Origin of the sequence: Kosakonia sp. MH5, assembly GCF_009935945.1 — a bacterium.
GTDB lineage: Bacteria > Pseudomonadota > Gammaproteobacteria > Enterobacterales > Enterobacteriaceae > Kosakonia > Kosakonia radicincitans.
Genome location: NZ_QODH01000001.1, coordinates 1,295,881 through 1,316,218 on the forward strand (window position 1 = coordinate 1,295,881; position 20,338 = coordinate 1,316,218).

Here is a 20,338-nt window from a genome sequence, read left to right on the forward strand (position 1 = left end):
GTTCACTCAGCCTTTCCACGGCGACTGGCGGATGATGCGACAGAAGTTCAGCGGCGCAAAGTGCGGATCTTTATCGGCTAACACATCGGCTTTAACGTTGCCAAACGTGGTCGCAGGCCGGTGTTTAATGCCGTCATAAAAGGCCTGGATGATCTCCTCTTTAAAACGGGCCGGGCGTGGATATTGACCAACCACGGCTTCACGTTCCGCCTCGTCAAAACCGTTATAGCCAATGCCCAGCACATCCATTTCCACACCTGCGGTGACCAGCGCAATTTCCGGCGCCATAAATTCCGGAATACCCGGCGTGGTGTGCAGCGCAATGGCCGTCCACACCTTGTCCATATCCTGTTGCGTCACGCCATAGTGCTGCATAAATTCGCGCGCCGCATTGGCTCCGTCCACCTCGAAACGCTTATCACAACTGCAATGTTCGTGGGTTAACCCCATGTCGTGAAACATACAACCGACATAGAGTAATTCGTGGTCAACCTTGATATCGCGCTGCCTGCCCGCTAATGCGGCCCAGTAGTAAACGCGGCTGGAGTGGTTAAACAGCAGGTCTGATTCAGTATCGCGAACCAGGGCGGTGGCGTCGCGCGCCATCTGGCTATCAGGGATGCGAATACCTTGTACGTTGAAGCTCATGTTCTCTCTCCGGCTGGAATGTGTGTGGGTCATTCTAGAAGAGAAAAGTTGTGTCTATAACAGCTCAAAACAGGCAATATCGGACATAACGTTATCCGCAGACTCCAGAGGTGAAAGATGCTGCATACCATCGTCATACTGGCTGTTCCTGGCGTGCAATTGCTGGATGTTGCCGGGCCTTTTGATGCGTTTGCCGAAGCCAACCGCCTGCTGCATCGCCAGGTTTACCAGCCGGTATTGATGTCGCTGGAAGGAAAGCACCTTCACTCCTCTTCCGGCGTGGCGCTTAATGCAAATGCCAGGCTTACTGATTTTTCACCGCCAGAGAATGCTTCCTTCCTGATTGCTGGTGCGCCGGACATCGACACGCGTGCACTGACGGAACGGCAAATCGCCGCCGTTACTGCCCTTTGCCGCCAGAGCGTGCGCTATGGCTCGGTCTGTACTGGCGCGCTGCTGCTGGCGCAAACCGGGCTGCTGCATCAGCGCCAGGTGGCCACGCACTGGTCGGTCGCGGAGCAACTCGCCAGGCGCTATCCGGATATCGCGGTTGATGCGGATGCGTTGTACGTCGCGGACGGGCCGGTCAGAACGGCGGCGGGCGTCACCTCCGGCATGGATCTGGCGCTGCGTTTTATCGAAGAAGATCTCGGTCGCGACGTCGCCCAGGATGTGGCGGCCAATCTGGTGATGTTTTTTCGTCGTCCCGCCGGGCAGGGGCATTTTGTGCGTAAGCAGCAGATCTCCGTTGGCGGGCGTTCGGCGTTGCAGGACTTACAGCGCTGGGCATTGCAGCACCTGGCGCAGGTAAAAAATGTCACGCAGATGGCGGAGCATATTCATCTCAGCGAGCGCCACCTCAATCGCCTGTTTCAGCAGGAGATGGCAAAGAGCACCGGCGAGTGGCTGGAAGAAGCGCGGATTGCGCAAGCACGGGAACTGCTGGCCAGCGGCCTGGCGATTAAAACGGTTGCCGCACGCTGCGGCTACAGCAGCGGTGATGTCCTGCGCCGGGCATTTATTAAAGTCACCGGTTTAACTCCCACGGTGTACCGCAAAATCTATGGCAGCCGCCTGTAGCGAAACGCGTTTGCAGGCCAGATTGCAAATGTCCTGAATTAGCACCATCAACGTCATTTAAGACATCCCTGACTCACTTATGATGCTTCCATCGCATCCATTGTTGAACCAGGGAGTCTGCTATGAACATCGCTACACAACATCACAAAGGCACTGCCGTTATTACCGGCGCATCGACCGGTATCGGCGCGATTTACGCCAACCGCCTGGCCCGTATGGGTTACGACCTGATTATCGTTGCCCGCAATCATAACCGCCTGAACCAGATGGCCAGCCACATTACCGCAGATACGTCGCGTAACGTGGAAGCGATCGCCGCCGACCTTAACGATCCGCAACAACTCCGTGCGCTGGAAGCCAGACTGCGCGAAGACGCCAGCATCACCCTGCTGGTCAACAACGCGGGCGTCGGCACGCATACGCCGCTGCTGGGAAGCGAAATCGATCGCATGGAAGCGATGATTAACCTGAATGTCACCGCCCTCACCCGCCTCACTTACGCGGTAGTGCCCGGCTTCGTTGCCCGTGGTACAGGCGCAGTTATCAACATTTCGTCCATCGTCGCCATCGCCCCCGAAGTGCTGAACGGCGTATACGGCGGGACAAAAGCCTTTGTGCTGGCGTTTAGTCAGTCACTGCATCACGAACTGGCCGATAAAGGCATTCAGGTGCAGGCCGTACTGCCTGGCGCAACGGCAACACCATTCTGGGACAACGGCGGCCTGCCGCTGGAACAGCTCGACAAAGCCATTGTCATGAGCGCTACGGACATGGTGGATGCGGCGCTGGTGGGCTTTCTGCAGGGCGAGCTGGTGACCATTCCTTCCCTGCATAACGACGCCGACTGGCAGGCACTGGAACAGCATCGCCGGGCGCTGATACCGCAACTCTCCACAAACGTACCGGCAGAGCGCTATCGCGCAACCGTCACCCACTAACCGTTAACAGAACAAAGGATGAGATCATGAAACTGACAGGCAATACGATTTTTATTACCGGCGGCACCTCTGGTATTGGCCGTGCGATGGCTGAAAAATTCCACCAGCTTGGCAATCAGGTAATCATTTCCGGACGGCGCCAGGCGCTACTGGATAGCGTCACCGCCGCTAATCCCGGCATGGGCGCAGTCGTGCTGGATGTAACCCGCGCGGACAGTATCAACGCCGCAGCCAAAGAGGTGTTATTACGCTATCCGGCGCTGAACGTGGTGATCAACAACGCAGGTATTATGCCGTTTGATAACGCCGCCGGTGAGCTGGATGACGAAATGGCAGTCACGCTGCTTAACACGAATCTGCTGGGGCCAGTGCGCGTCAGCGCCGCGTTTATCGAACATCTGAAAAAGCAGCCGGATGCGGTGCTGATCAATAACAGTTCGATTCTGGCGTTCCTGCCGCTCGCGGCGAATGCGCTTTACTCCGCAACGAAGGCGGCCATTCACTCCTACACCCTGTCGCAGCGTTTCCTGTTGCGCGACAGTAGCGTCAAAGTGATTGAAATTTCGCCGCCGTGGGTAGATACCGATCTGATTTATAAAAGCGGCGATCCGCGCGCGATGCCGTTGCAGGACTTTATTCAGCAGACCTTCGACAAACTGGGCACCGATACCCTTGAAGCGATTGTGGACAGCGTACTGCCCGCGCGTGACAACCCCGGAGCGAATGAGCATGTGATGGTTAACGCGTTCAACCAGTCCCTCGTCGATAACCCCATTCCTGTTGCATAAACGATGACGGGGCAGCCCGCTGCCCCTTTGCTGGAGTTGATAATGCAGAACCCAATCCCCCCTTCGCAAAGACGCGCCCTGTGGGCGCTGAGCCTGGCCTATTTTGTTCAGGCGACGGGCGCACTGTCGGTTGCGGGCAGCCTGGCCGCAGTCTCCCATGAATGGGGATTAAGTGACGGGCAAAGCGCCCGTCTGCTCTCCATTTTTGGTTTAACCTTCGCGTTGGCCGCTCCGCTGGCGCAGATCTTTTTCGGTCACCTGATGCGTAAATATCAGGTACTGGCCGGGATGCTGGTATTTGGCCTCGGCGCACTTCTCTTTGCGATGGCAGCAGATTACCCGATGCTGATCGCTTCTCGCATTGTGATGGGGCTTGGCGCTTCGCTGATTGGCCCGGTACTGGTGGCGCTCGGCGCGGAGTTAGTGGCGCAGCACGATCGCGGCAGTGCTATCGCCATGATATTGCTTGGTGTCTCGATGGCGAGCATGGTGGGGATCCCGCTGGCCGCCTGGATTGCTACGACATGGGGGGCGCGTGAACTGTTTGCGCTGGTCGCCTTGTTCAGCCTGTTTACGGCGCTGGCGGTGTGGTTAAGCGTGCCAAACATCGTTAAAGGCGCGGATATCCACTTTCGCCAGTTGGTCGCAGTGCTGGCGGAGGGTAAATCGTTGGCGGCGTTCCTGGTGGTATTTTTTATCACCTCCGGCGTCTACGACATGTACGCGTTTATCTCTCCGCTGATCCGCGATAACTGGCACGGCACAGCCACCAGCGTTTCTGTTGCCTTAGCGGTGATTGGCGTCGCCGGGATTTTTGGTAACCTGTTTGTTGGCCGCGCAGCGCGTCGCTACAGCGCCGAGCGTTTACTGGTGGTAGGCATCACACTGCTGATTGTGGATATGCTGGCGATGATGATCCTGCCCGCAAAACTGATGCTGCTTTATCTGCTGCTGGTACTGTGGGCTTTCTCTACGGATCTGCTATGGCCGTCCCAGCAGCGGCGAGTGGTGGAAATCGCCACGGCCGAAACGCGCGGGATTTCGCTGGCGTTAACCAGCGCCTTTATGTTCTGTGGGATTGGTTTTGGCTCGGCCGTCGCATCGTGGATCTATCCGCTGTGGGGTTTTTATGGTGTGATGCTCAGCGCTGTTCTGTTCTTATTACTGGCGTTAATCAGCCTGCTGATTTCGGAGCGATTACGCGTTCGCTGCCCGACACTCCAGCCCGCCAGCCTGCGATCTTAGGGAGTCGCGATGCATAAAATTGGCTTAATCATTGCCGACCATTTCCAGATGCTGGCGATCTCCACGCTGACCGTGTTTGAGTTTGCCAACATGGCCACCGGCAAAGCCTTTTACCAGCCGGTGGTCTACTCCGAATTTGGCGGCACGGTACGCTCATCATCAGGTATTGGCGTGGATTCGCTGCCGCTTTCGGATGATACGCAGGTGGATAGCTGGCTGGTAGCGGGCGTACTGACACCGGTTGAAGAACCGGCATCAGCTGGCATCGTCCATTTTCTGCAAACCACGGCGCTCCAGGCACGCCGCATTGCGGGGGTCTGCACCGGCGCCTTTGTGCTGGCGCAGGCCGGATTACTGGATAAAAAACGCGCGACCACGCACTGGGCGCACGCCCGCAGTTTGTTGCAGTTGCATCCCGACATTCAACTTGAAGATGATCGCATTTTTATCATTGATGATCGGGTCTGGACCTCCGCAGGCATGACCGCCGGGCTGGATATGGCGCTCGGCATGGTGGAAAAAGATCTGGGTGCGGAGATCGCCCGCGCAGTGGCGCACAATCTGGTGATGAACCAGCGGCGCTCCGGCGGGCAAACGCAGCATTCGGAGATGCTGGCGCTGGCACCGCGCTCCGATCGTCTGCAAAGCGCGCTCGAATATGCCCGCAGTAATCTGAGTAAAGCGCTGACGGTGGAACTGCTGGCCGATGCCGTCCATCTGAGCGCCCGCCAGCTTAGTCGCCTGTTTCGCCAGGAGACGGGGAAATCGCCGGCCAAGGCGATTGAGGGATTACGCCTGGAAGCTGCGCGGCTGATGATTGAGCAAAGCCGTTTGTCGCTGGATGCCATCGCCCGCGAATCCGGTTTTCGCGATCGCCGCCATATGAGGGAAGTCTTTATTCGCGGCTATGGCATTCCGCCGCAGTCGTTGCGTACCGGGCGCTGAGCCCGATTTTCTCTTTGCGCATGAAAGTGCTGTCGCCCGAAAGGGGATTATTTGTTCGCACAGGCGGCGTAGACTGAGCACAGTTTTATACGCTTAAAGGAGCAGAAAAATGCAGGAAAAAATCACTATTGTCGCCACCATTACCGCCCATGCAGGCGCCCGCGATAAAGTAGCTCAGGCGCTGAAAACCGTGGAACGGGACGTTCAGGGCGAGCCGGGATGTGAGCAGTACCAGTTGCATGTCAACAGCAAAAACGATCATCAGTTCGTGATGATTGAGCGCTGGCAATCGGCGCAAATGCTGGCGCAGCATGAACAGGCCGCGCCGTTCAAAGCGCTGGTCAGCGCCATTGACGGCTTAGCCGATTTACAGGTCACGACGCTGACCGCCGTCGCCTGACGACCAAACCCAGGCATTCTGGCCTGGGTTTCTTGTCTTCACGCTTTCACCAGCTCCGGCCATAAGCGCAGTGTGGTGTCGATAATCTCCATCAGCTTTTCCCGCGTCGCGCCTTCCCGCGCGCTGACCGCCATCCCCTGCACAATGCACATTAAAAAATGCGCAATCACCGGCAGATCGCTGTGTGGCGGGATCTCACCGCGCAACTGGCGCTGCTGCAAAAATGTCAGCAGGGTCTGTTCCTGCGAAGCATGCTTTTCCCGGATCGTCTCGACGATAGGCGCAGCCGACGATGACACCGTGGCAGAGGTGTTGATCAAAAAGCAGCCCGCTGGCGTGTCGCTTTGGGTAAAACAGCCGACTACTGCGGTGAAATAATCCCGCAACGCCTGGGTTACGCTCTTCTCATCACAAAACAGCGTCGCCTGGTGTTTCGCAATAAAGCGCGCCATGTAGCGGTCGAGAACCGCCATGAATAACCCTTCTTTATTGGTGAACTCCGCATACAGCGTTGGCGCTTTCGCGCCGGTGGCTTCCGCCAGCTCGGCCAGCGATGTGGCTTCATAGCCATGCTGCCAGAACAGCATCATCGCTTTGTCCATCATCTCCGCTCTGTCGAAGACTTTTGGTCGTCCACGACTTTTTTTCGTACAGCATGTGACATCGGTTGTCATGGTTCCTCCCTTGTCCACATGGATTTAATTACTAATCATTATAAAAACATTGCAAGGGCGATGACCAGCGAAGATTTTTAAAAAAATTTCACCACTCAATGCATTGAATAACAAAACATTTATATTTATTTTAATGATCACTATAAAAATAATATTGACGAGTGATGCAGATCACACTTATGATTTACCTATCGATCGTTAAGTTAATACTTACGACGCCCAAACAAACCATTTTAGAAAGGTAAATCACATGAAAAGCATTCAGTCCCTGATCGCCGTTGCAGTTCTTAGCTCCCTCTCTTTCGCCAGCATGGCTGCGGTAGAAGTTCAGTCTTCTCCGGCCGACCAGCAGAAAGTGGGCGTGATTTCCGCCAATGCCGGTACCAACCTCTCTTCGCTGGAAAGTGAACTGGCGCAGAAAGCCGATGAAATGGGTGCGAAATCGTTCCGTATCACCTCAGTGACCGGCCCGAACACCCTGCACGGCACCGCGGTTATCTACAAATAAGACGTTGGCTGGTCACCAGCCACAACAGAAGATTTTTAGATTCGGGCAATAACGCCCAACACGAATGAGAAATTTAAGGAATAACACCATGAAAACTTTCAATACTATCGCTATCGCTGCTGCTCTTTCTGCTCTCTCTTTTGGCGCTTTCGCACAGACCGTTACGGCTACCGGCCGCACACTGGATGATGCAGAATCCGTGATTGCCGCCCAGGCGCAGAAAGAAGGTGCGTCTTACAAAATTATTGAAGCCAATACCAATAACAACGTACACATGACAGCCGAACTGACCAAATAAGTTTGTTGCGATGTTCTGTGTGAGAGGCGCCTTCGGGCGCTTTTTTTATGCCCGCGAAGGCGAACCCGCATGGTTGTAACGGGTGAATTGCTGTTCCAGCATCGGGCGTCCCCACTGATCGCCCTGCCACTCTTTGCTGAGTGTAAAGCCACAGGATTCATACAGGCTGCGGGCCGCATGCAATCCGCTGAAGGTCCAGAGCTGTACCGCGTCGAACTGTTGCTCGTCGCAAAATGCCATCGCACGGGCCAGCAGTTCTCGCCCGATGCCGCTGCCTCTGCACTCTTCGTCAAGAATAAACCAGCGCAGATGCGCCTCGTTATTTCCCAGATCTTCCCCGTCAATAGCCACCGAACCTACAATGCGCCCGTGACGAACGGCAAGCCAGATGCCGTTACGCGGATTGTCCAGCCGCCCGGCAAACTCCGCCAGCCCGGCAGCGACTTTTGCTTCAAAAAAATAGCCAAAATCATAGTGCTGCGAATAATAGCTGGCATGCATTTCGCTGATCCGGCCAATCATCCCCGGCAGATAACCGCTGACAATTTCCGGTTTTGCACCGCCCAGTTGCGCCGCCCCGTTGCGGCAACTTTCCAGCGCAAAGGCGTAAGCGGATAATCCACGGGCGACCACTTCACGCTGCGCATCGCTCAGATGCTCCATCGCCTCACGCACGCGCATCGCGCCATAGCGGTTAATGCGGGCAACGCTCTCTTTCCCTTTTGCAGTCAATTGCAGTGTCTTAAAGCGCGCATCGTCAGTGGCCTGAACTTCCTGTAACTCCCCCGCTTTAATCAACCTGGCCAGCATGCGGCTGACGCTGGATTTTTCCAGCCCCAGAATATTGACCAGTTGCGCAGCGGTGATGGCGCCGTGATGTTCAACTTCCAGCAAGGTATGCACAGCGGAGGGCGAGTAATCCGTGGCGGCAAGCGTCGAATTCATAAAGCCAAGTTCACGAACCATCAGCCGGGAGGCGACACGAATGTCATTAATCAGGTTGGGCGCTGTCATCATGTTTCCGCTACAGGATAGTTAGTTGTACTATACAACCACCTGCAGTACATCCTGTCAATGCAACAGACTGACGCTCACGGGAAAGCGCTGACGCCGCGCATAAAAAAAGGCTGCCAGGCAGCCTTTACGCATTTATCGGGGCTGACGCTTCAGCCACGCAATAAAGTTTTATTCAAAATACACCGTCGGATTTTCGGCCAGCGAAACGTATTTTTTGCTGTTTTTATCCAGCGTACGGATTTCGCCGCTTTCAATATCGTAAACCCACCCGTGCAGACGCAGCGCGTTGTCACGAAGCCCGACGGCCACAGAAGGATGCGTTTTGATATTGTTCAGTTGCGCAATCACGTTCTCTTCGACCATCGCATTGACTTTGTCGGTTTCGTTTTCAAAAGTTCTCTTCTCAACAACGGCTCTTGCTGCATCTGAATAGTGCAGCCAGTGGGCCACCGCAGGCATTGGCTCCAGGCTCTGAGCGGTAGCGATCGCTTTCATCGCGCCGCAGTTGGAGTGACCACAAATCACGATATCCGTCACGCCCAGCGCCACAACCGCATATTCGATTGTCGCTGATACACCGCCCGGCTCCGGCCCGAACGACGGCACAATATTACCGGCATTGCGGATAACGAAAAGCTGTCCCGGCTCCTGTTGCGTCACCAGTTCCGGCACCAGACGGCTGTCTGAGCAGGAAATAAACAAGGCTTTCGGGTTCTGACTGGAGGCCAGGCTACGGAAAAGCTCTTTACGTTGCGGGAAAATTTCTTTCTGGAAGCTGAGGAAGCCTTCAATGATATGTTGCATAGCACGTTCTCTTTTTTTCGGTCTTCATTTCGGTTTGAGAAAAACCTCACGCCAAAAGTCCCGCATCTTGACGCAAATTGCAATAGTTCTCTGTCTGCATCTCTTTTTGCGTCCCGTCAGTTCACGGCGAGCCGCAGGCCAAGATTGGCGGGATAAGGCGCGAAATAGCTCTGTGTTTGCAGGTAACTGTCTGGATATTCCGCCAGATAGTGTTGCAGCAATGTTAATGGCGCAAGCAGCGGCAATAACCCAAGCCGGTAGTTGGTGATCACCGACAGCAGTTCAGCACGCTGCCGACTGGTGAGGTGCCGGGTAAAATAGCCCTGAATATGCATCAGCACGTTGGTGTGATTCTTGCGCGAAGCGACATGTTTAAGGAGCGCCATAAACTGCTCGCGATAAGCGACAAAGAAAGCATCCAGATCCTTCCACTCGCCGAGCCGGGCAACAAAGGGACCGATTTTGCGGTACCCCGCCTGGTGATGAGCCAGCAACTGAAGTTTGTAGCGGCTGTGAAACGCCAGCAGATTGCTGCGGGTTAACCCCTCTTCACGTAGCGCATTCAGCTCATGCAACGCGAAGATCCGCGCGACAAAGTTTTCGCACAGCTGCGGATCGTGCAAGCGCCCATCCTCTTCTACCGGCATCCACGGGTATTTTTTCAGCAGCGCAGCGGTAAACAGCCCGATGCCCGCTTTACGTCCGCGATGGCCCTGCTCATCATACAGCCGTACGCGTTCCATCCCGCAACTGGGCGATTTAGCGCAGACAATAAAGCCGGATAAGTTACTGACGGAAGGCAGAAAACGTTCGGCAAAAGCAGCCATTTTGTCCGTCACATCTTCCTGCGGATCGTGGCTAAAACGCATGCGGGTGTCGCCATCGGTCGTCTGGATCAGGCGCAACGCCGGGCGAGGAACCGGCAGACCGATGGCCATCTCCGGGCAGACAGGCTTAAACGTGACCCACTGCGCCAGTTCATCCATGACAAACCCCATGCGTTTATGTCCCCCGTCGAAGCGCACTGCGGAGCCCGTCAGACATCCGCTAATCCCAATCGTGGGTTGATGGTTCATAAATGCCCCCTGCGCTTAACGGGTATAAAAAGACCTACCTTAAAAGTTACACAACAGAGTATATTTGTCTAAGTTTTAAAAGATAAAATTTGTTAATGAATAAATATTACAAAGAGTTATTAGTCAGCAAACATCAAGCTACCGGGAACGTTTTTAAAGGGTAATAACGTCAAGGGAGACAACCTGCTGCCACTGCATAATCTGTTTTTTACGCGCGGCGCTCAGCTTTCCGCTGGTCACCAGCAACCATTTGCGCTGCGGGAAGATCTCTGGCGCCAGCATTGCCGGAGGAGACGGAAGAATATCAATACGTTGCCCCTGCCCGGTGCGCAGTAACGCTTCAAGCCAGATTTCACAGGGATCGTTAAGGTGCCAGCCGGTGAGCAGATAGTTTTCGCCGGGCGCTTTTTTATCCCTTTCCAGACAAAACGCCGTATAGGAAATAATGATGCCATCGAGAATTTCCCGCAGGGTCATCATCGCGGCAACATTGGCCGACACCTGACCGCGCAGTGGGCGCAGCACTTCGCGTACCAGCTCACCCCTTGGATATTCGCGGCCTGAATTATAAATGAGCTGACGCAGGGATTCGATTTTGCCCTCTTTCAGATGCTGAAGCATCGTCTGCTGAAGCGTCAGCCAGTTGTTCGCGTGACGGCTACCCGGGCGCGCCAGCAGTGGCTTCACCTGGCTGACAGGCACACCTTTTTTTACCCAGTCGAGTATTTTAAGCGCCTGCTGCACATCGTCATCATTGTACAACCTGTGCCCGCCTTCCGTACGCATCGGCTTGAGCAGACCATAACGACGCTGCCATGCACGCAGCGTCGTGGCGGGGATCCCGCAAAGCCTGGCAAATTCGCCGATCGAGTAGGACATGGGTTGCGCCTGATGAAAGAGGATAACGTTCAATATATCACGGATATTTCCCTGTTGAATGAGGCACCTGCCCGTCAGCCGGAGTACCGTAACCCGGCTATCGGGCTAATCCAAAGGATAGCACTGCGTCCAGTTGTAATTGATGCGGGCCAGTTTCAAACTGCCGGCGACATCACCATAATCACGCCCCTGCCGGGCGAGGAAGAATTCCCGCAGCGTCTGCGGTAAGTATGTTGCGCCGTAACGTAACAGTGTGCTGTGCCAAAATAACGGCGGCAAAGGTAACGCCGGGTGCCTGGCAAGCAATTCGTCCCGCCACGCTGAATGCAAAACCTGCTGGCAAAAAGCGTGGCGCATCGCCATCGCCTGTTCATCAGCGATCCCCGCAAGTAATAGCTGACCGGGTAACGCCACCAGGCGTAATGCACTTATCTTAATTGTCTGAGCGTGATAGCGCTTCCAACACGTTGTTAAGTGCTGGATCTTTTCCGGTAAGGGTTCCCCCGGTTCGTAGAGCGGCAATGTCAGGGGTAAAAAGGTGAAATGGAATCCTTCTGCGGGCAGGATATCCGCTAACGGATCGCGCCCGGCAAGCTGCTGTAAATCATCAAGCAGCGCACGGATCTGCGCAGGCATCTCTGGTTGGATCCCGGCGGCCAGCGCAAGCCTGCGCGGGTCGTAATACGCGCCGCGTGGCTTGCCGATACCCTGAGTTACTTGCCACTGCGCGAGTGTTTGTTGGTTTGTCGAAGAGTAGAGAGCATCCAGTTCGCGGTTCATCATCTGGCATCCCGTCAGCATAAAAAATAATGCTAGTACACAGGCATGCGTGGCTGGTATCGCAACGCATGCCCGGACAGCACAAGATTATTCAGGTTGTTTTACTGCGCGTTCCGCCGGTGAGGTTGCTGAAGCAGGAACTTTTATCCGGTACCAGATAGCGTACATCGCTGGCAAAAATACCAATGTGATAATAGTTCCACCGAATGTCCCGCCGATAAGCGTATAAGCCAGTGTGCCCCAAAATATGGAGTGCGTCAGTGGAATAAACGCCAGAATGGCTGCCAGCGCCGTGAGCAGTACCGGCCGGGCGCGCTGTACGGTTGCCTCAACAACCGCAGGGAACGGCGCAAGTCCTTCCTGTTGGTTGTGATGGATCTGACCGATAAGGATTAATGTGTTGCGCATGAGAATGCCCGAAAGCGCGACCAACCCCACCAGCGCATTGATACCAAAAGGTTTGTCAAAGAGCAGCAGCGTTGGCACGACCCCAATCAATCCCAGAGGCGCGGTCATAAAGACCATCACCATTGCCGACATCGAACGCACCTGCAGGATAATGATCAGTAGCGTCATGGCTATCATGATAGGGAATAAAGGTGCCATCGCTTTGGTGGCTTTTCCTGACTCCTCAATGGAACCCGCCAGCTCAATACGATATCCATCCGGTAGCGACGTGATGATCGGCTGAAGTTGCTTCATTATCGCCACCGATACATCTGGCGGCTGAAGAGAGTCGGCGATATCGCCCCGTACGGTAATGGTTGGCGTACGATCGCGACGGCGCAGGACAGGATCTTCCATACGTACCTCAAACGTCCCTATTTGCGACAGCGGAACGCGCTGCCCGGCCGATCCGACTAAGGTAAAGTCGCCGATTCTTGCCGGATCAAGACGAATATTCCCCGCAGCGCGCGCCATCACCTGTACCGAACGAATATCTTCACGCACCTGGGTGACTGGCACGCCCGAAAGCAGGAACTGAAGCTGCTGAGCCACGCTGCCCGATGTCAATCCCACCGATTGCAGGCGGTTTTGATCGAGCGTGAAATGCAGCGCAGGCACACGCGTTCCCCAGTCTGTATTGACGGTTCTCATCAACGGGCTGGCCTGCATCACCGTTTTCACTTTGTCGGCGATGTCACGCAGTCTGGCCGGATCCGGCCCCATCACACGGAATGCCACCGGATACGGCGAATAGGGGCCAAACACCAGTTGCGTAACGCGAACGCGCGCTTCGGGCGCAAGCCCATCAGCCACCGCTTCGCGAAGCCGGTGCTTGAGCGCATCGCGCGCTTCCTCGCTGTCGGTGAGCACAACAATTTTCGCAAATGAAGGATCGGGCAGTTCCGGCGCCATCGCCAGATAAAAGCGTGGCGATCCCTGCCCTACGTACGCGGTGACGATTTTGGCTTCTTGTTGTTCCTTGAGCCAGTTTTCGATTTTTGCCGCCGAGGCGCTGGTCTGCTCAATGGCGCTACCGTAAGGCAGTTGTATTTCCACCAGCACTTCCGGGCGATCGGAGGTAGGGAAAAATTGTTTTTTAACCAGCCCCATCCCCAGAATGGCGATGATAAAAAGCGCAATAACCGAGCCGGCGGCGAGCCATTTCCGCGCAATAACGCGGGTCAGAAATGCACGAAAACGGTTGTAGCGGCGGGTGTTGTAGATAGCCGAGTACCCCCCTTCAACCGTTTTGATGTTGGGCAGCATTTTCACCCCCAGGTAAGGCGTAAACACCACCGCCACCACCCAGGAAGCAATCAATGCAATTCCCACAATCCAGAACATATTGCTGGTATATTCGCCCGCCGTGGATTGCGCAAACCCGTTGGGCATAAAGCCAACGGCCGTTACCAGTGTGCCAGCCAGCATTGGCGCAGCGGTGTGGCTCCAGGCGTAGGCTGAGGCTTTGATCCGGTCATATCCCTCCTCCATTTTTACCACCATCATTTCGATGGCAATGATAGCGTCATCCACCAGCAGCCCCAGAGCGAGGATGAGCGATCCCAGGGTTATACGGTCAAAATTCTTGCCCGTGGCTTCCATCACCACAAAAACGGCAGCCAATGTTAAAGGTACCGCAGCGGCAACCACGACACCGACGCGCCAGCCCATACTGAGAAAGCAGACCAGCATCACCACCAGCAACGCGACGAAAAATTTGATCATGAATTCGTCGACTGCCGAGCTGATATTGACGGACTGATCGGTCACTTTGCTAAAAGTCATACCGAGCGGCATCTGCGCATTAATATTGCTCGCCTCCGCATCCAGCGCTTTACCCAGTTCCAGACCGTTCCAGCCCTCACGCATCACGATCCCCAGCAGCAGTGCAGGTTCTCCCTGATTGCGCACCAGGAACGTTGCCGGATCTTCGTAACCGCGCTCCACCGTCGCCACATCGGAGAGTTGCAATGTTCTGCCCTGAGCGACAACGGGCGTGTTACGAATTTTCTCCAGATCGTCGAAAGCGCCATCAAGACGGATAAAAACCTGCGGCCCCCTGGCGTCTATCGAACCGGCAGGCGTCAACACGTTCTGGCTGTTCAGGGCAGAAAAAATATCCTGTGGAGAAATACCCAGCGTTGCCAGCCGATCGTGGGAGAACGAGACAAATATCCGCTCCGCCTGTTCGCCGATAATATTGACCTTTTTAACGCCGGGAACATGCAATAAACGCTGACGTAATGACTCGGCATCACGCACCAGCAGGCGCTGCGGCTCGCCCTTTGCTTTCAGGGCAAAGAGTGCAAAAGTGACATCGGAGAACTCATCGTTGATCATCGGGCCGATTACGCCTGTGGGCAGGCTTTTTGCCTCATCACCCAGCTTTTTACGCGCCTGGTAAAACTCCTCCTGAACCTGGGAAGGCGGTGTTCCATCCTGTAATGAGAGCGTGGTAAAAGCCAGCCCCGGCCGCGTGTAGGTCTCGCTACGGTCATACCACTTAAGCTCCTGCAAACGCTTTTCCAGCGGTTCGGCTACCTGGTCCTGCATCTCCTGCGCCGTGGCGCCAGGCCAGGCTGAAATGATGGTCATCTGTTTGACGGTAAACGGCGGATCTTCTGCACGTCCCAGTCCAAAGAACGCGAGAATCCCGGCAACCGTAATCAGCAAAATGAGAAACAGTGTGATGGAACGCTCGCGCACAGCGAGCGCCGAAAGGTTAAACCGCGACGTACTCATGGCTGGCTCCCGGCGACACTGGCATCGTTCTGCTTAGCCAGCCGGATTGCCTCACCGTCATGCAGCAGATGCGCCCCCAGCGCCACGACCTGCTCGCCGGGCTTAAGGCTACCGGTCACGCTTGCCGCATCATCCCCCAGGCTCACCACCTGCACGGGTTGCCATGTCACTTTGGCGGGCTTGCCGGAAATTCGCCAGACGCCCGGCCCTTTACCTGCATCATAAATCGCCGCCAGTGGCACCTGGAGTAACTGATGAGACACATTCTCTTCGCCAATATGGAGCGTAACGGTGGCGCCGAGAGGAGCGTTCGCAAGAGCGCCCTCAAGGATGTATCGCGCCTCAAATGTACGCGTCAGCGGATCGGCGGCATCTGACAGCAAGCGTAGTTTTGCCGTCACCGCTTCGCTTTCGTTACCGTACAGCGTCGCCCTCGCCTCGCTTCCAGGTGCCGGGCGCAACGTTTCCGGCAACTGGACAATCGCCTCGCGCAGCCCGGCTCTGGCCAGCCGGACCACCGGCTCTCCGGCACTGACCACCTGACCAGGTTCAGCCAGCGTTTCCATAACCACGCCATCGGCGTCAGCCACCAGTAACGCGTAGCTCATCGCATTTTGCGCCACGCTGGCCTGCGCCTGAGCGGCGCTCAATTCCGCCTTCGCCGTCGCCGCAGCCGCTTTTATCTGATCGTAAGCCGAAGCAGAGACCGCGCCTGCCGCAACCAGCCCCCGATAACGCGCCTCATCATCGGCCGTCTGCCTGGCGCGCGCCTGTGCAGCCGCAACGGCTTGCTGCTGGGCCTGCGCCTGCAGATGCAGATCGACGGGGTCCAGACGCATTAACGGCTGCCCTTTTTTGACGGTCTGGCCGGTATCAACGAGACGTTCAAGGATCTTACCCGACACCCGGAAGCCTATAGCGCTTTGAATGCGTGCCACAACAGTACCCGTAAAGGCACGCGAGGAATCGGCTGCGCCCACCACCGTCACCGACCTCACCAAAGGTGGCTGGCTACGGGGATCGTCGACGCTGGAAGCGTCGCCGCAGGCGACAAGCGCAAACGGCAACAGGCAAAAAACAAAGGTGGCAAGTGTGGGCCTGAGCATGGGTTCCCTTATTTATTTAACAGGACAGGAACCGCATTCTCAAACTAGTGACCAATATTGTCAATAGTCACAAATTATGGCGACAGGCTGCGCAATATCAGTGATGCCAGCAATACAGCGGCCGTCGGGGCTGTTTCCAGATTATATTGCAGCTCAACCGGGCTGATATACGGGAGCATGACCAGATAAATCGCATGCGCGGCCTCGTCCAGCGGCGTTTTTCTTTCAAATTCCCCCGCCTGACGCCCTTCAACAAGGATTGTTTCAATCAGTTCTCGCAGATGCTGCTTATAAGCCACCACTGACGGCCAGTTATCCCGCGCTGCCACAGCGGCAATGTCGTATAGCTTGCGATCGCAAAAAAATAGATCGCTGCCAGCTTCCGTTAACGTTTTGAGTAAACGCCGTATTTTTTCAGAAGCGGTCGGCGCATCCGCGATGGCGGTATTGACAATGTCCATGATCATCGCCAGCCGGTTAGCACAGATAACTTCGCCGATAGCCTGCTTGGAGTCGAAAAATTTATAGATGTATGCCTTGGAGAAACCGATCGCTTTCGCCAGATCGGACACCGTGGTTTTCTCATAGCCAAAATGGCTGAAGTGCTCAGTGGCCGCTTCAACGACCTGATCGCGGACATTGTGATCCGTCGGGCCTCGTGAAGGGGTGGTGTTCATATCTTTAGTCATTTTTTCAGCTTAGCTCAATGCGCCCGGATTGACAACGAGTGACCATTTGGTAATGTAGTCACAACTTTATTTCGCCTCAAGGATTCACCATGTTTCCCCAACGTACTCTTGCTCTGGTTGTGAGTACCTGCATTCTGACGGGCTGCGCCGTTGGACCGGATTATCGTCGTCCTGATGCCCCGCTGGCGGAGCACTACCAGGCGCAACCGGCACAACCGCAGCGAAACACATCCGGCCCCGTCAGTTTCACAACCTGGTGGAAAGGTTTCGGGGATCCTCTCTTGAGTCAGTTGGTTTCAGACGCGCTCGCACAAAATCTCGATCTTGCCCAGGCATCCGCCAGAATGACACAGGCCCGTGCCGGGCTCGGAACAGCAACAGCGGCGCTACTCCCCTCGGGAAATATCAGCGGGCAAGCCGCTCGCGCGTATCAGTCGGTCGAAACCCCTCTGGGACAGGTTCTCAACTCGACGCCGGATTATAATCGCTACGGTAATTCCTATGAAACCGATCTCAACGCAAGCTGGGAGATTGATCTGTTCGGCGGGCTGCGCCGCGCTCGTCAGGCTGCGCTGGCAGATTATCAGGCCTCTGAGGCGGGCGTCGCCGCGACGCGCCTTGCCGTGGCGGCGCAAACGGCCGATATCTATATTACGTTGCGCGGGTTACAGACCCGGCTGGCCATTGCAAATAATCAGGTCAATACGCAGCAACAACTGCTGGAAAAGGTACAACTGCTCCACAGCAAAGGGTTAGCGCCTGAATATCAGGTACACCAGACCGAAGGCGCGCTGGCGCAGGTTCAGGCTACCGTTCCGGTTCTGCAGAACGGAATTGATGCCGCAATGAATGCGCTGGACGTGATGCTCGGTACTCCACCAGGCACGCACCGGGCGCAGCTCTCTTCGCCCGCTGCAATCCCACAGACACCGCAGATCGCCGCGATGGGGACTCCAGCAGAGCTGCTGCGCCGCAGGCCCGATATCATCGTGGCGGAGCGCCACCTGGCCGCATCAAGCGCCCGCATCGGCGTGGCGGTCAGCGAGTATTACCCGACGTTTTCACTCAACACTCTGCTCGGCAGCGCAACGGCAGTCTCCAGCGGGAATCTGTTCACTGCGGGAGCCAGCCAGTCGGCTGGCGTGCTGGGTTTACGCTGGCGGCTTTTTGATTTTGGCCGGATCAACGCACAAATAGAACAGGCGAAAGGCCAGCAGGCGGAAGCGCTTGCCGCTTACCGGTTGTCGGTATTACGCGCAACCGAAGATGTTGAAAATGCGTTCTCTGCGCTGATCAACCGGGAAACGCAGGCAGCGACGCTGACGACGGGCGAAACCGCGCTGGCCAGCGCGCGTCAGGCTTCCTTTGTCGCTTTTCAGCAAGGGGCCGCCAGCCTGATTGATGTACTGCATAACGATGAAAATCTTCTTCAGGCGTCCGATGCAAGGGCGCAGGCGCAGACCGCCTCTGCACGCGCAGCCGTGGCTGCTTTCAGGGCGCTGGGTGGCGGCTGGCAACCCCCTTCCGACGGCGGAACGGCCCGGCAATCCGGTTAAAGCGCGGCGGTTCTGGGGTCGTAAAAAACTCTGTGCGCTGAGTAAAGGGGGGGGGGGGGAAATGGTGAAACGAATCGGTATTCTGGGTATCACTGATCTGACCGAAACCTTATTAGCCGGGTTATTCCGGCTTGCGCCTGACGCCCATGTTTTTCTCTTAGCCGATAGCTTTCATCGCGCCGAGGATCTGGCAAGACAATTTCCCTGTTGGATCCTCGATAACGATCGGGCGGTCATCGACGAAGCCGATATGATTCTTGTCAGTACAACAACCAGCACCGCAGAGCACAGCCAGCAGAGCACGACATACCGGCCTTCGCAAACCGTAGTTTATGTACAGACAGAGAGTGAAGCGAACCTGGCTACCCTCTCTTTACTGACCGCCACGCCGTCTATGGTCTTTTCCGCTGCGCAGATCGATGATCTGCTTTTTCTTCTTCACGCATTCTTACCTGCAATCAAAACAGCAAATTCCATCGAGCTTAGTTATCACATGTTGCCTTCTGCTACATTGCGCCAGCCAGGCCCGTGAAGTAACCCCTACGCCCGGGCAAAATCCCGCCAATTTTTACCCGGATAAAATAGACCGCATTATGCCAATCTTGCATCTTACCGCTCCCTCCACCTGCGGCAGATCTTATGGACCGTCGGCTATTATTGGTCGATTAAATTAAAGTCACCTTCGTTATATCTCAGGCCGCAAACGCTCTCCGGGGTAAAGATATTATCCATTATGCTGATATCCGCACCCGATAACTGCAAACTGGCCGCGCCAGTATTGTCCTGTAAATGCGCACTATTTCTGGCTCCGGGAATCGGCACAATATCCTCGCCTCTGCTCATCACCCAGGCGAGCGCAAGCTGCGCCAGGCTACATTCGTATCGAGCGGCTACACTCTGCAACTGGCTGAGAAGTTGATGATTTTTCGCCATCGCCTCGCGTTGAAAACGAGGAAGCTGCCGACGGAAATCATCGCTGGCGAAGCCGGAGCAGTCGGTAATCTTGCCGGTTAAAAAGCCGCGCCCGAGCGGGCTGTACGGCACAAACCCGACGCCTAATTCGCGGCAAGCGCTGAGAATGCCTGCTTCCGGCTCACGCGACCAGAGAGAATATTCGCTCTGGACCGCAGTGACAGGATGGACTTTACAGGCGCGACGCAGGGTCTGCGGCGACACTTCGGAAAGCCCGATATGGCGAACTTTTCCCTCCTTGATCAGCTCCGCCATCGTTCCCACAACCTCTTCCACAGGAACATCGGGATCAATCCGGTGTTGATAAAGTAAATCGATGGTGTCGATATGAAGCCGTTGAAGCGATCCTTCGACCGCTTCGCGGATATGGTGAGGACGGCTGTCCACGCCCGCCATTCGCTCGATCCCGTGGCCATTCGGCAGAATACGGAAACCGAATTTTGTCGCGATCTGAACTTTATCGCGTATTCCTTTGATGGCCTTACCGATCAGCAACTCATTATCATAAGGGCCGTAAACTTCGGCGGTATCCAGGAACGTAACACCCATATCCACCGCTGCGTGCAGGGTTTTAATGGCCTGCGATTCTTCGACTCCGCCGTAAGCAAAACTCATCCCCATGCAACCGAGGCCTACTGCTGAAACCTGGAATTTATCTTTGCCAAGAAAACGTTTCTTCACCTTATTTTCCTCATATGTAGAAAGTGATTACAGATATACTTCCCTTTAATATCCGTAACAATTAA

At 55.5% G+C, this 20,338-nt stretch carries 21 protein-coding genes; 10 read left to right on the plus strand and 11 right to left on the minus strand.

Going from position 1 to position 20,338, the window contains the following annotated elements:
• Window positions 1-6: 6 nt before the first annotated feature.
• Window positions 7-648, minus strand: coding sequence for an HD domain-containing protein (locus DK872_RS06130; protein WP_007373408.1), 642 nt, complete (start codon window positions 646-648; stop codon window positions 7-9).
• 117 nt (window positions 649-765) lie between these two features.
• Here DK872_RS06130 and DK872_RS06135 point away from each other — a divergent pair, with 117 nt between their 5' ends.
• The 6 genes from DK872_RS06135 (at window position 766) to DK872_RS06160 (ending at window position 6,044) form a co-directional block, all read left to right on the plus strand.
• Window positions 766-1,728 carry a GlxA family transcriptional regulator gene (locus tag DK872_RS06135; protein ID WP_161518126.1) on the plus strand — a complete coding sequence of 321 codons (963 nt, stop codon included), beginning with the start codon at window positions 766-768 and terminating at the stop codon, window positions 1,726-1,728.
• Window positions 1,729-1,850: 122 nt separating this feature from the next.
• Window positions 1,851-2,666, plus strand: coding sequence for an SDR family oxidoreductase (locus DK872_RS06140; protein ID WP_007373406.1), 816 nt, complete (start codon window positions 1,851-1,853; stop codon window positions 2,664-2,666).
• Between the two features lie 26 nt (window positions 2,667-2,692).
• Entirely contained in the window at window positions 2,693-3,454 is a 762-nt protein-coding gene (locus DK872_RS06145) for an SDR family oxidoreductase (protein ID WP_007373405.1), read from the plus strand.
• A 42-nt stretch (window positions 3,455-3,496) separates the two neighbouring features.
• The gene (locus DK872_RS06150; protein WP_007373404.1) at window positions 3,497-4,699 is read left to right on the plus strand and encodes an MFS transporter; all 1,203 of its coding nucleotides are present in this window, start codon (window positions 3,497-3,499) and stop codon (window positions 4,697-4,699) included.
• A gap of 9 nt (window positions 4,700-4,708) precedes the next feature.
• Window positions 4,709-5,644, plus strand: a complete 936-nt coding sequence (locus tag DK872_RS06155; protein ID WP_007373403.1) for a GlxA family transcriptional regulator — start codon at window positions 4,709-4,711, stop codon at window positions 5,642-5,644.
• Window positions 5,645-5,753: 109 nt separating this feature from the next.
• On the plus strand, window positions 5,754-6,044 hold the full coding sequence (locus DK872_RS06160; protein ID WP_007373402.1) for a putative quinol monooxygenase: 291 nt from the start codon (window positions 5,754-5,756) through the stop codon (window positions 6,042-6,044).
• Window positions 6,045-6,082: 38 nt separating this feature from the next.
• Here the strand turns inward: DK872_RS06160 and DK872_RS06165 are convergent, their stop codons facing one another.
• Window positions 6,083-6,718, minus strand: coding sequence for a TetR/AcrR family transcriptional regulator (locus tag DK872_RS06165; RefSeq protein WP_035887192.1), 636 nt, complete (start codon window positions 6,716-6,718; stop codon window positions 6,083-6,085).
• Between the two features lie 250 nt (window positions 6,719-6,968).
• On the opposite strand from DK872_RS06165, the gene bhsA reads away from it, so the two are divergent.
• On the plus strand, window positions 6,969-7,226 hold the full coding sequence (bhsA, locus tag DK872_RS06170; RefSeq protein ID WP_007373400.1) for a multiple stress resistance protein BhsA: 258 nt from the start codon (window positions 6,969-6,971) through the stop codon (window positions 7,224-7,226).
• A gap of 88 nt (window positions 7,227-7,314) precedes the next feature.
• A complete protein-coding gene (locus tag DK872_RS06175; protein ID WP_007373399.1) occupies window positions 7,315-7,524 on the plus strand; it encodes a DUF1471 domain-containing protein in 210 nt (69 codons plus the stop codon).
• Window positions 7,525-7,569: 45 nt separating this feature from the next.
• Here the strand turns inward: DK872_RS06175 and DK872_RS06180 are convergent, their stop codons facing one another.
• The 8 genes from DK872_RS06180 to DK872_RS06215 all read right to left on the minus strand — a co-directional run bounded on the left by DK872_RS06180 (window position 7,570) and on the right by DK872_RS06215 (window position 17,064).
• Window positions 7,570-8,538, minus strand: a complete 969-nt coding sequence (locus DK872_RS06180) for a helix-turn-helix domain-containing GNAT family N-acetyltransferase (protein WP_161518157.1) — start codon at window positions 8,536-8,538, stop codon at window positions 7,570-7,572.
• 171 nt (window positions 8,539-8,709) lie between these two features.
• Window positions 8,710-9,345, minus strand: coding sequence for a carbonic anhydrase (locus DK872_RS06185; RefSeq protein ID WP_007373397.1), 636 nt, complete (start codon window positions 9,343-9,345; stop codon window positions 8,710-8,712).
• 116 nt (window positions 9,346-9,461) lie between these two features.
• Complete coding sequence (locus DK872_RS06190; RefSeq protein ID WP_071920289.1) at window positions 9,462-10,421, minus strand: DUF523 and DUF1722 domain-containing protein; 960 nt, start codon at window positions 10,419-10,421, stop codon at window positions 9,462-9,464.
• Window positions 10,422-10,574: 153 nt separating this feature from the next.
• Window positions 10,575-11,300 (minus strand): MerR family transcriptional regulator, encoded by a 726-nt coding sequence (locus tag DK872_RS06195; protein WP_007373395.1) that lies wholly within the window; start codon window positions 11,298-11,300, stop codon window positions 10,575-10,577.
• 105 nt (window positions 11,301-11,405) lie between these two features.
• Window positions 11,406-12,083: a hypothetical protein gene (locus DK872_RS06200; RefSeq protein ID WP_107146435.1), complete on the minus strand. Its 678-nt coding sequence runs from the start codon at window positions 12,081-12,083 to the stop codon at window positions 11,406-11,408.
• A gap of 84 nt (window positions 12,084-12,167) precedes the next feature.
• A complete protein-coding gene (locus tag DK872_RS06205; protein ID WP_161518127.1) occupies window positions 12,168-15,269 on the minus strand; it encodes an efflux RND transporter permease subunit in 3,102 nt (1,033 codons plus the stop codon).
• Window positions 15,266-16,375: an efflux RND transporter periplasmic adaptor subunit gene (locus tag DK872_RS06210; RefSeq protein WP_007373391.1), complete on the minus strand. Its 1,110-nt coding sequence runs from the start codon at window positions 16,373-16,375 to the stop codon at window positions 15,266-15,268. Before DK872_RS06210 ends, DK872_RS06205 begins: the two co-directional genes overlap by 4 nt.
• A gap of 74 nt (window positions 16,376-16,449) precedes the next feature.
• Complete coding sequence (locus DK872_RS06215; protein ID WP_007373390.1) at window positions 16,450-17,064, minus strand: TetR/AcrR family transcriptional regulator; 615 nt, start codon at window positions 17,062-17,064, stop codon at window positions 16,450-16,452.
• A gap of 89 nt (window positions 17,065-17,153) precedes the next feature.
• Here DK872_RS06215 and DK872_RS06220 point away from each other — a divergent pair, with 89 nt between their 5' ends.
• Together DK872_RS06220 and DK872_RS06225 are read left to right on the plus strand one after the other, a co-directional pair.
• Window positions 17,154-18,620, plus strand: a complete 1,467-nt coding sequence (locus tag DK872_RS06220) for an efflux transporter outer membrane subunit (protein ID WP_161518128.1) — start codon at window positions 17,154-17,156, stop codon at window positions 18,618-18,620.
• Between the two features lie 61 nt (window positions 18,621-18,681).
• Window positions 18,682-19,152, plus strand: coding sequence for a hypothetical protein (locus DK872_RS06225; RefSeq protein WP_090397509.1), 471 nt, complete (start codon window positions 18,682-18,684; stop codon window positions 19,150-19,152).
• 122 nt (window positions 19,153-19,274) lie between these two features.
• Here the strand turns inward: DK872_RS06225 and DK872_RS06230 are convergent, their stop codons facing one another.
• Complete coding sequence (locus tag DK872_RS06230) at window positions 19,275-20,273, minus strand: aldo/keto reductase (RefSeq protein WP_161518129.1); 999 nt, start codon at window positions 20,271-20,273, stop codon at window positions 19,275-19,277.
• Window positions 20,274-20,338 lie beyond the last annotated feature (65 nt).

Coding starts and splice junctions, on each gene's coding strand:
- DK872_RS06130 (WP_007373408.1), bottom strand. CDS start 648: ATGAGCTTCAACGTACAAGGTATTCGCATCCCTGATAGCCAGATGGCG.
- DK872_RS06135 (WP_161518126.1), top strand. CDS start 766: ATGCTGCATACCATCGTCATACTGGCTGTTCCTGGCGTGCAATTGCTG.
- DK872_RS06140 (WP_007373406.1), top strand. CDS start 1,851: ATGAACATCGCTACACAACATCACAAAGGCACTGCCGTTATTACCGGC.
- DK872_RS06145 (WP_007373405.1), top strand. CDS start 2,693: ATGAAACTGACAGGCAATACGATTTTTATTACCGGCGGCACCTCTGGT.
- DK872_RS06150 (WP_007373404.1), top strand. CDS start 3,497: ATGCAGAACCCAATCCCCCCTTCGCAAAGACGCGCCCTGTGGGCGCTG.
- DK872_RS06155 (WP_007373403.1), top strand. CDS start 4,709: ATGCATAAAATTGGCTTAATCATTGCCGACCATTTCCAGATGCTGGCG.
- DK872_RS06160 (WP_007373402.1), top strand. CDS start 5,754: ATGCAGGAAAAAATCACTATTGTCGCCACCATTACCGCCCATGCAGGC.
- DK872_RS06165 (WP_035887192.1), bottom strand. CDS start 6,718: ATGACAACCGATGTCACATGCTGTACGAAAAAAAGTCGTGGACGACCA.
- bhsA (WP_007373400.1), top strand. CDS start 6,969: ATGAAAAGCATTCAGTCCCTGATCGCCGTTGCAGTTCTTAGCTCCCTC.
- DK872_RS06175 (WP_007373399.1), top strand. CDS start 7,315: ATGAAAACTTTCAATACTATCGCTATCGCTGCTGCTCTTTCTGCTCTC.
- DK872_RS06180 (WP_161518157.1), bottom strand. CDS start 8,538: ATGACAGCGCCCAACCTGATTAATGACATTCGTGTCGCCTCCCGGCTG.
- DK872_RS06185 (WP_007373397.1), bottom strand. CDS start 9,345: ATGCAACATATCATTGAAGGCTTCCTCAGCTTCCAGAAAGAAATTTTC.
- DK872_RS06190 (WP_071920289.1), bottom strand. CDS start 10,421: ATGAACCATCAACCCACGATTGGGATTAGCGGATGTCTGACGGGCTCC.
- DK872_RS06195 (WP_007373395.1), bottom strand. CDS start 11,300: ATGTCCTACTCGATCGGCGAATTTGCCAGGCTTTGCGGGATCCCCGCC.
- DK872_RS06200 (WP_107146435.1), bottom strand. CDS start 12,083: ATGATGAACCGCGAACTGGATGCTCTCTACTCTTCGACAAACCAACAA.
- DK872_RS06205 (WP_161518127.1), bottom strand. CDS start 15,269: ATGAGTACGTCGCGGTTTAACCTTTCGGCGCTCGCTGTGCGCGAGCGT.
- DK872_RS06210 (WP_007373391.1), bottom strand. CDS start 16,375: ATGCTCAGGCCCACACTTGCCACCTTTGTTTTTTGCCTGTTGCCGTTT.
- DK872_RS06215 (WP_007373390.1), bottom strand. CDS start 17,064: ATGACTAAAGATATGAACACCACCCCTTCACGAGGCCCGACGGATCAC.
- DK872_RS06220 (WP_161518128.1), top strand. CDS start 17,154: ATGTTTCCCCAACGTACTCTTGCTCTGGTTGTGAGTACCTGCATTCTG.
- DK872_RS06225 (WP_090397509.1), top strand. CDS start 18,682: ATGGTGAAACGAATCGGTATTCTGGGTATCACTGATCTGACCGAAACC.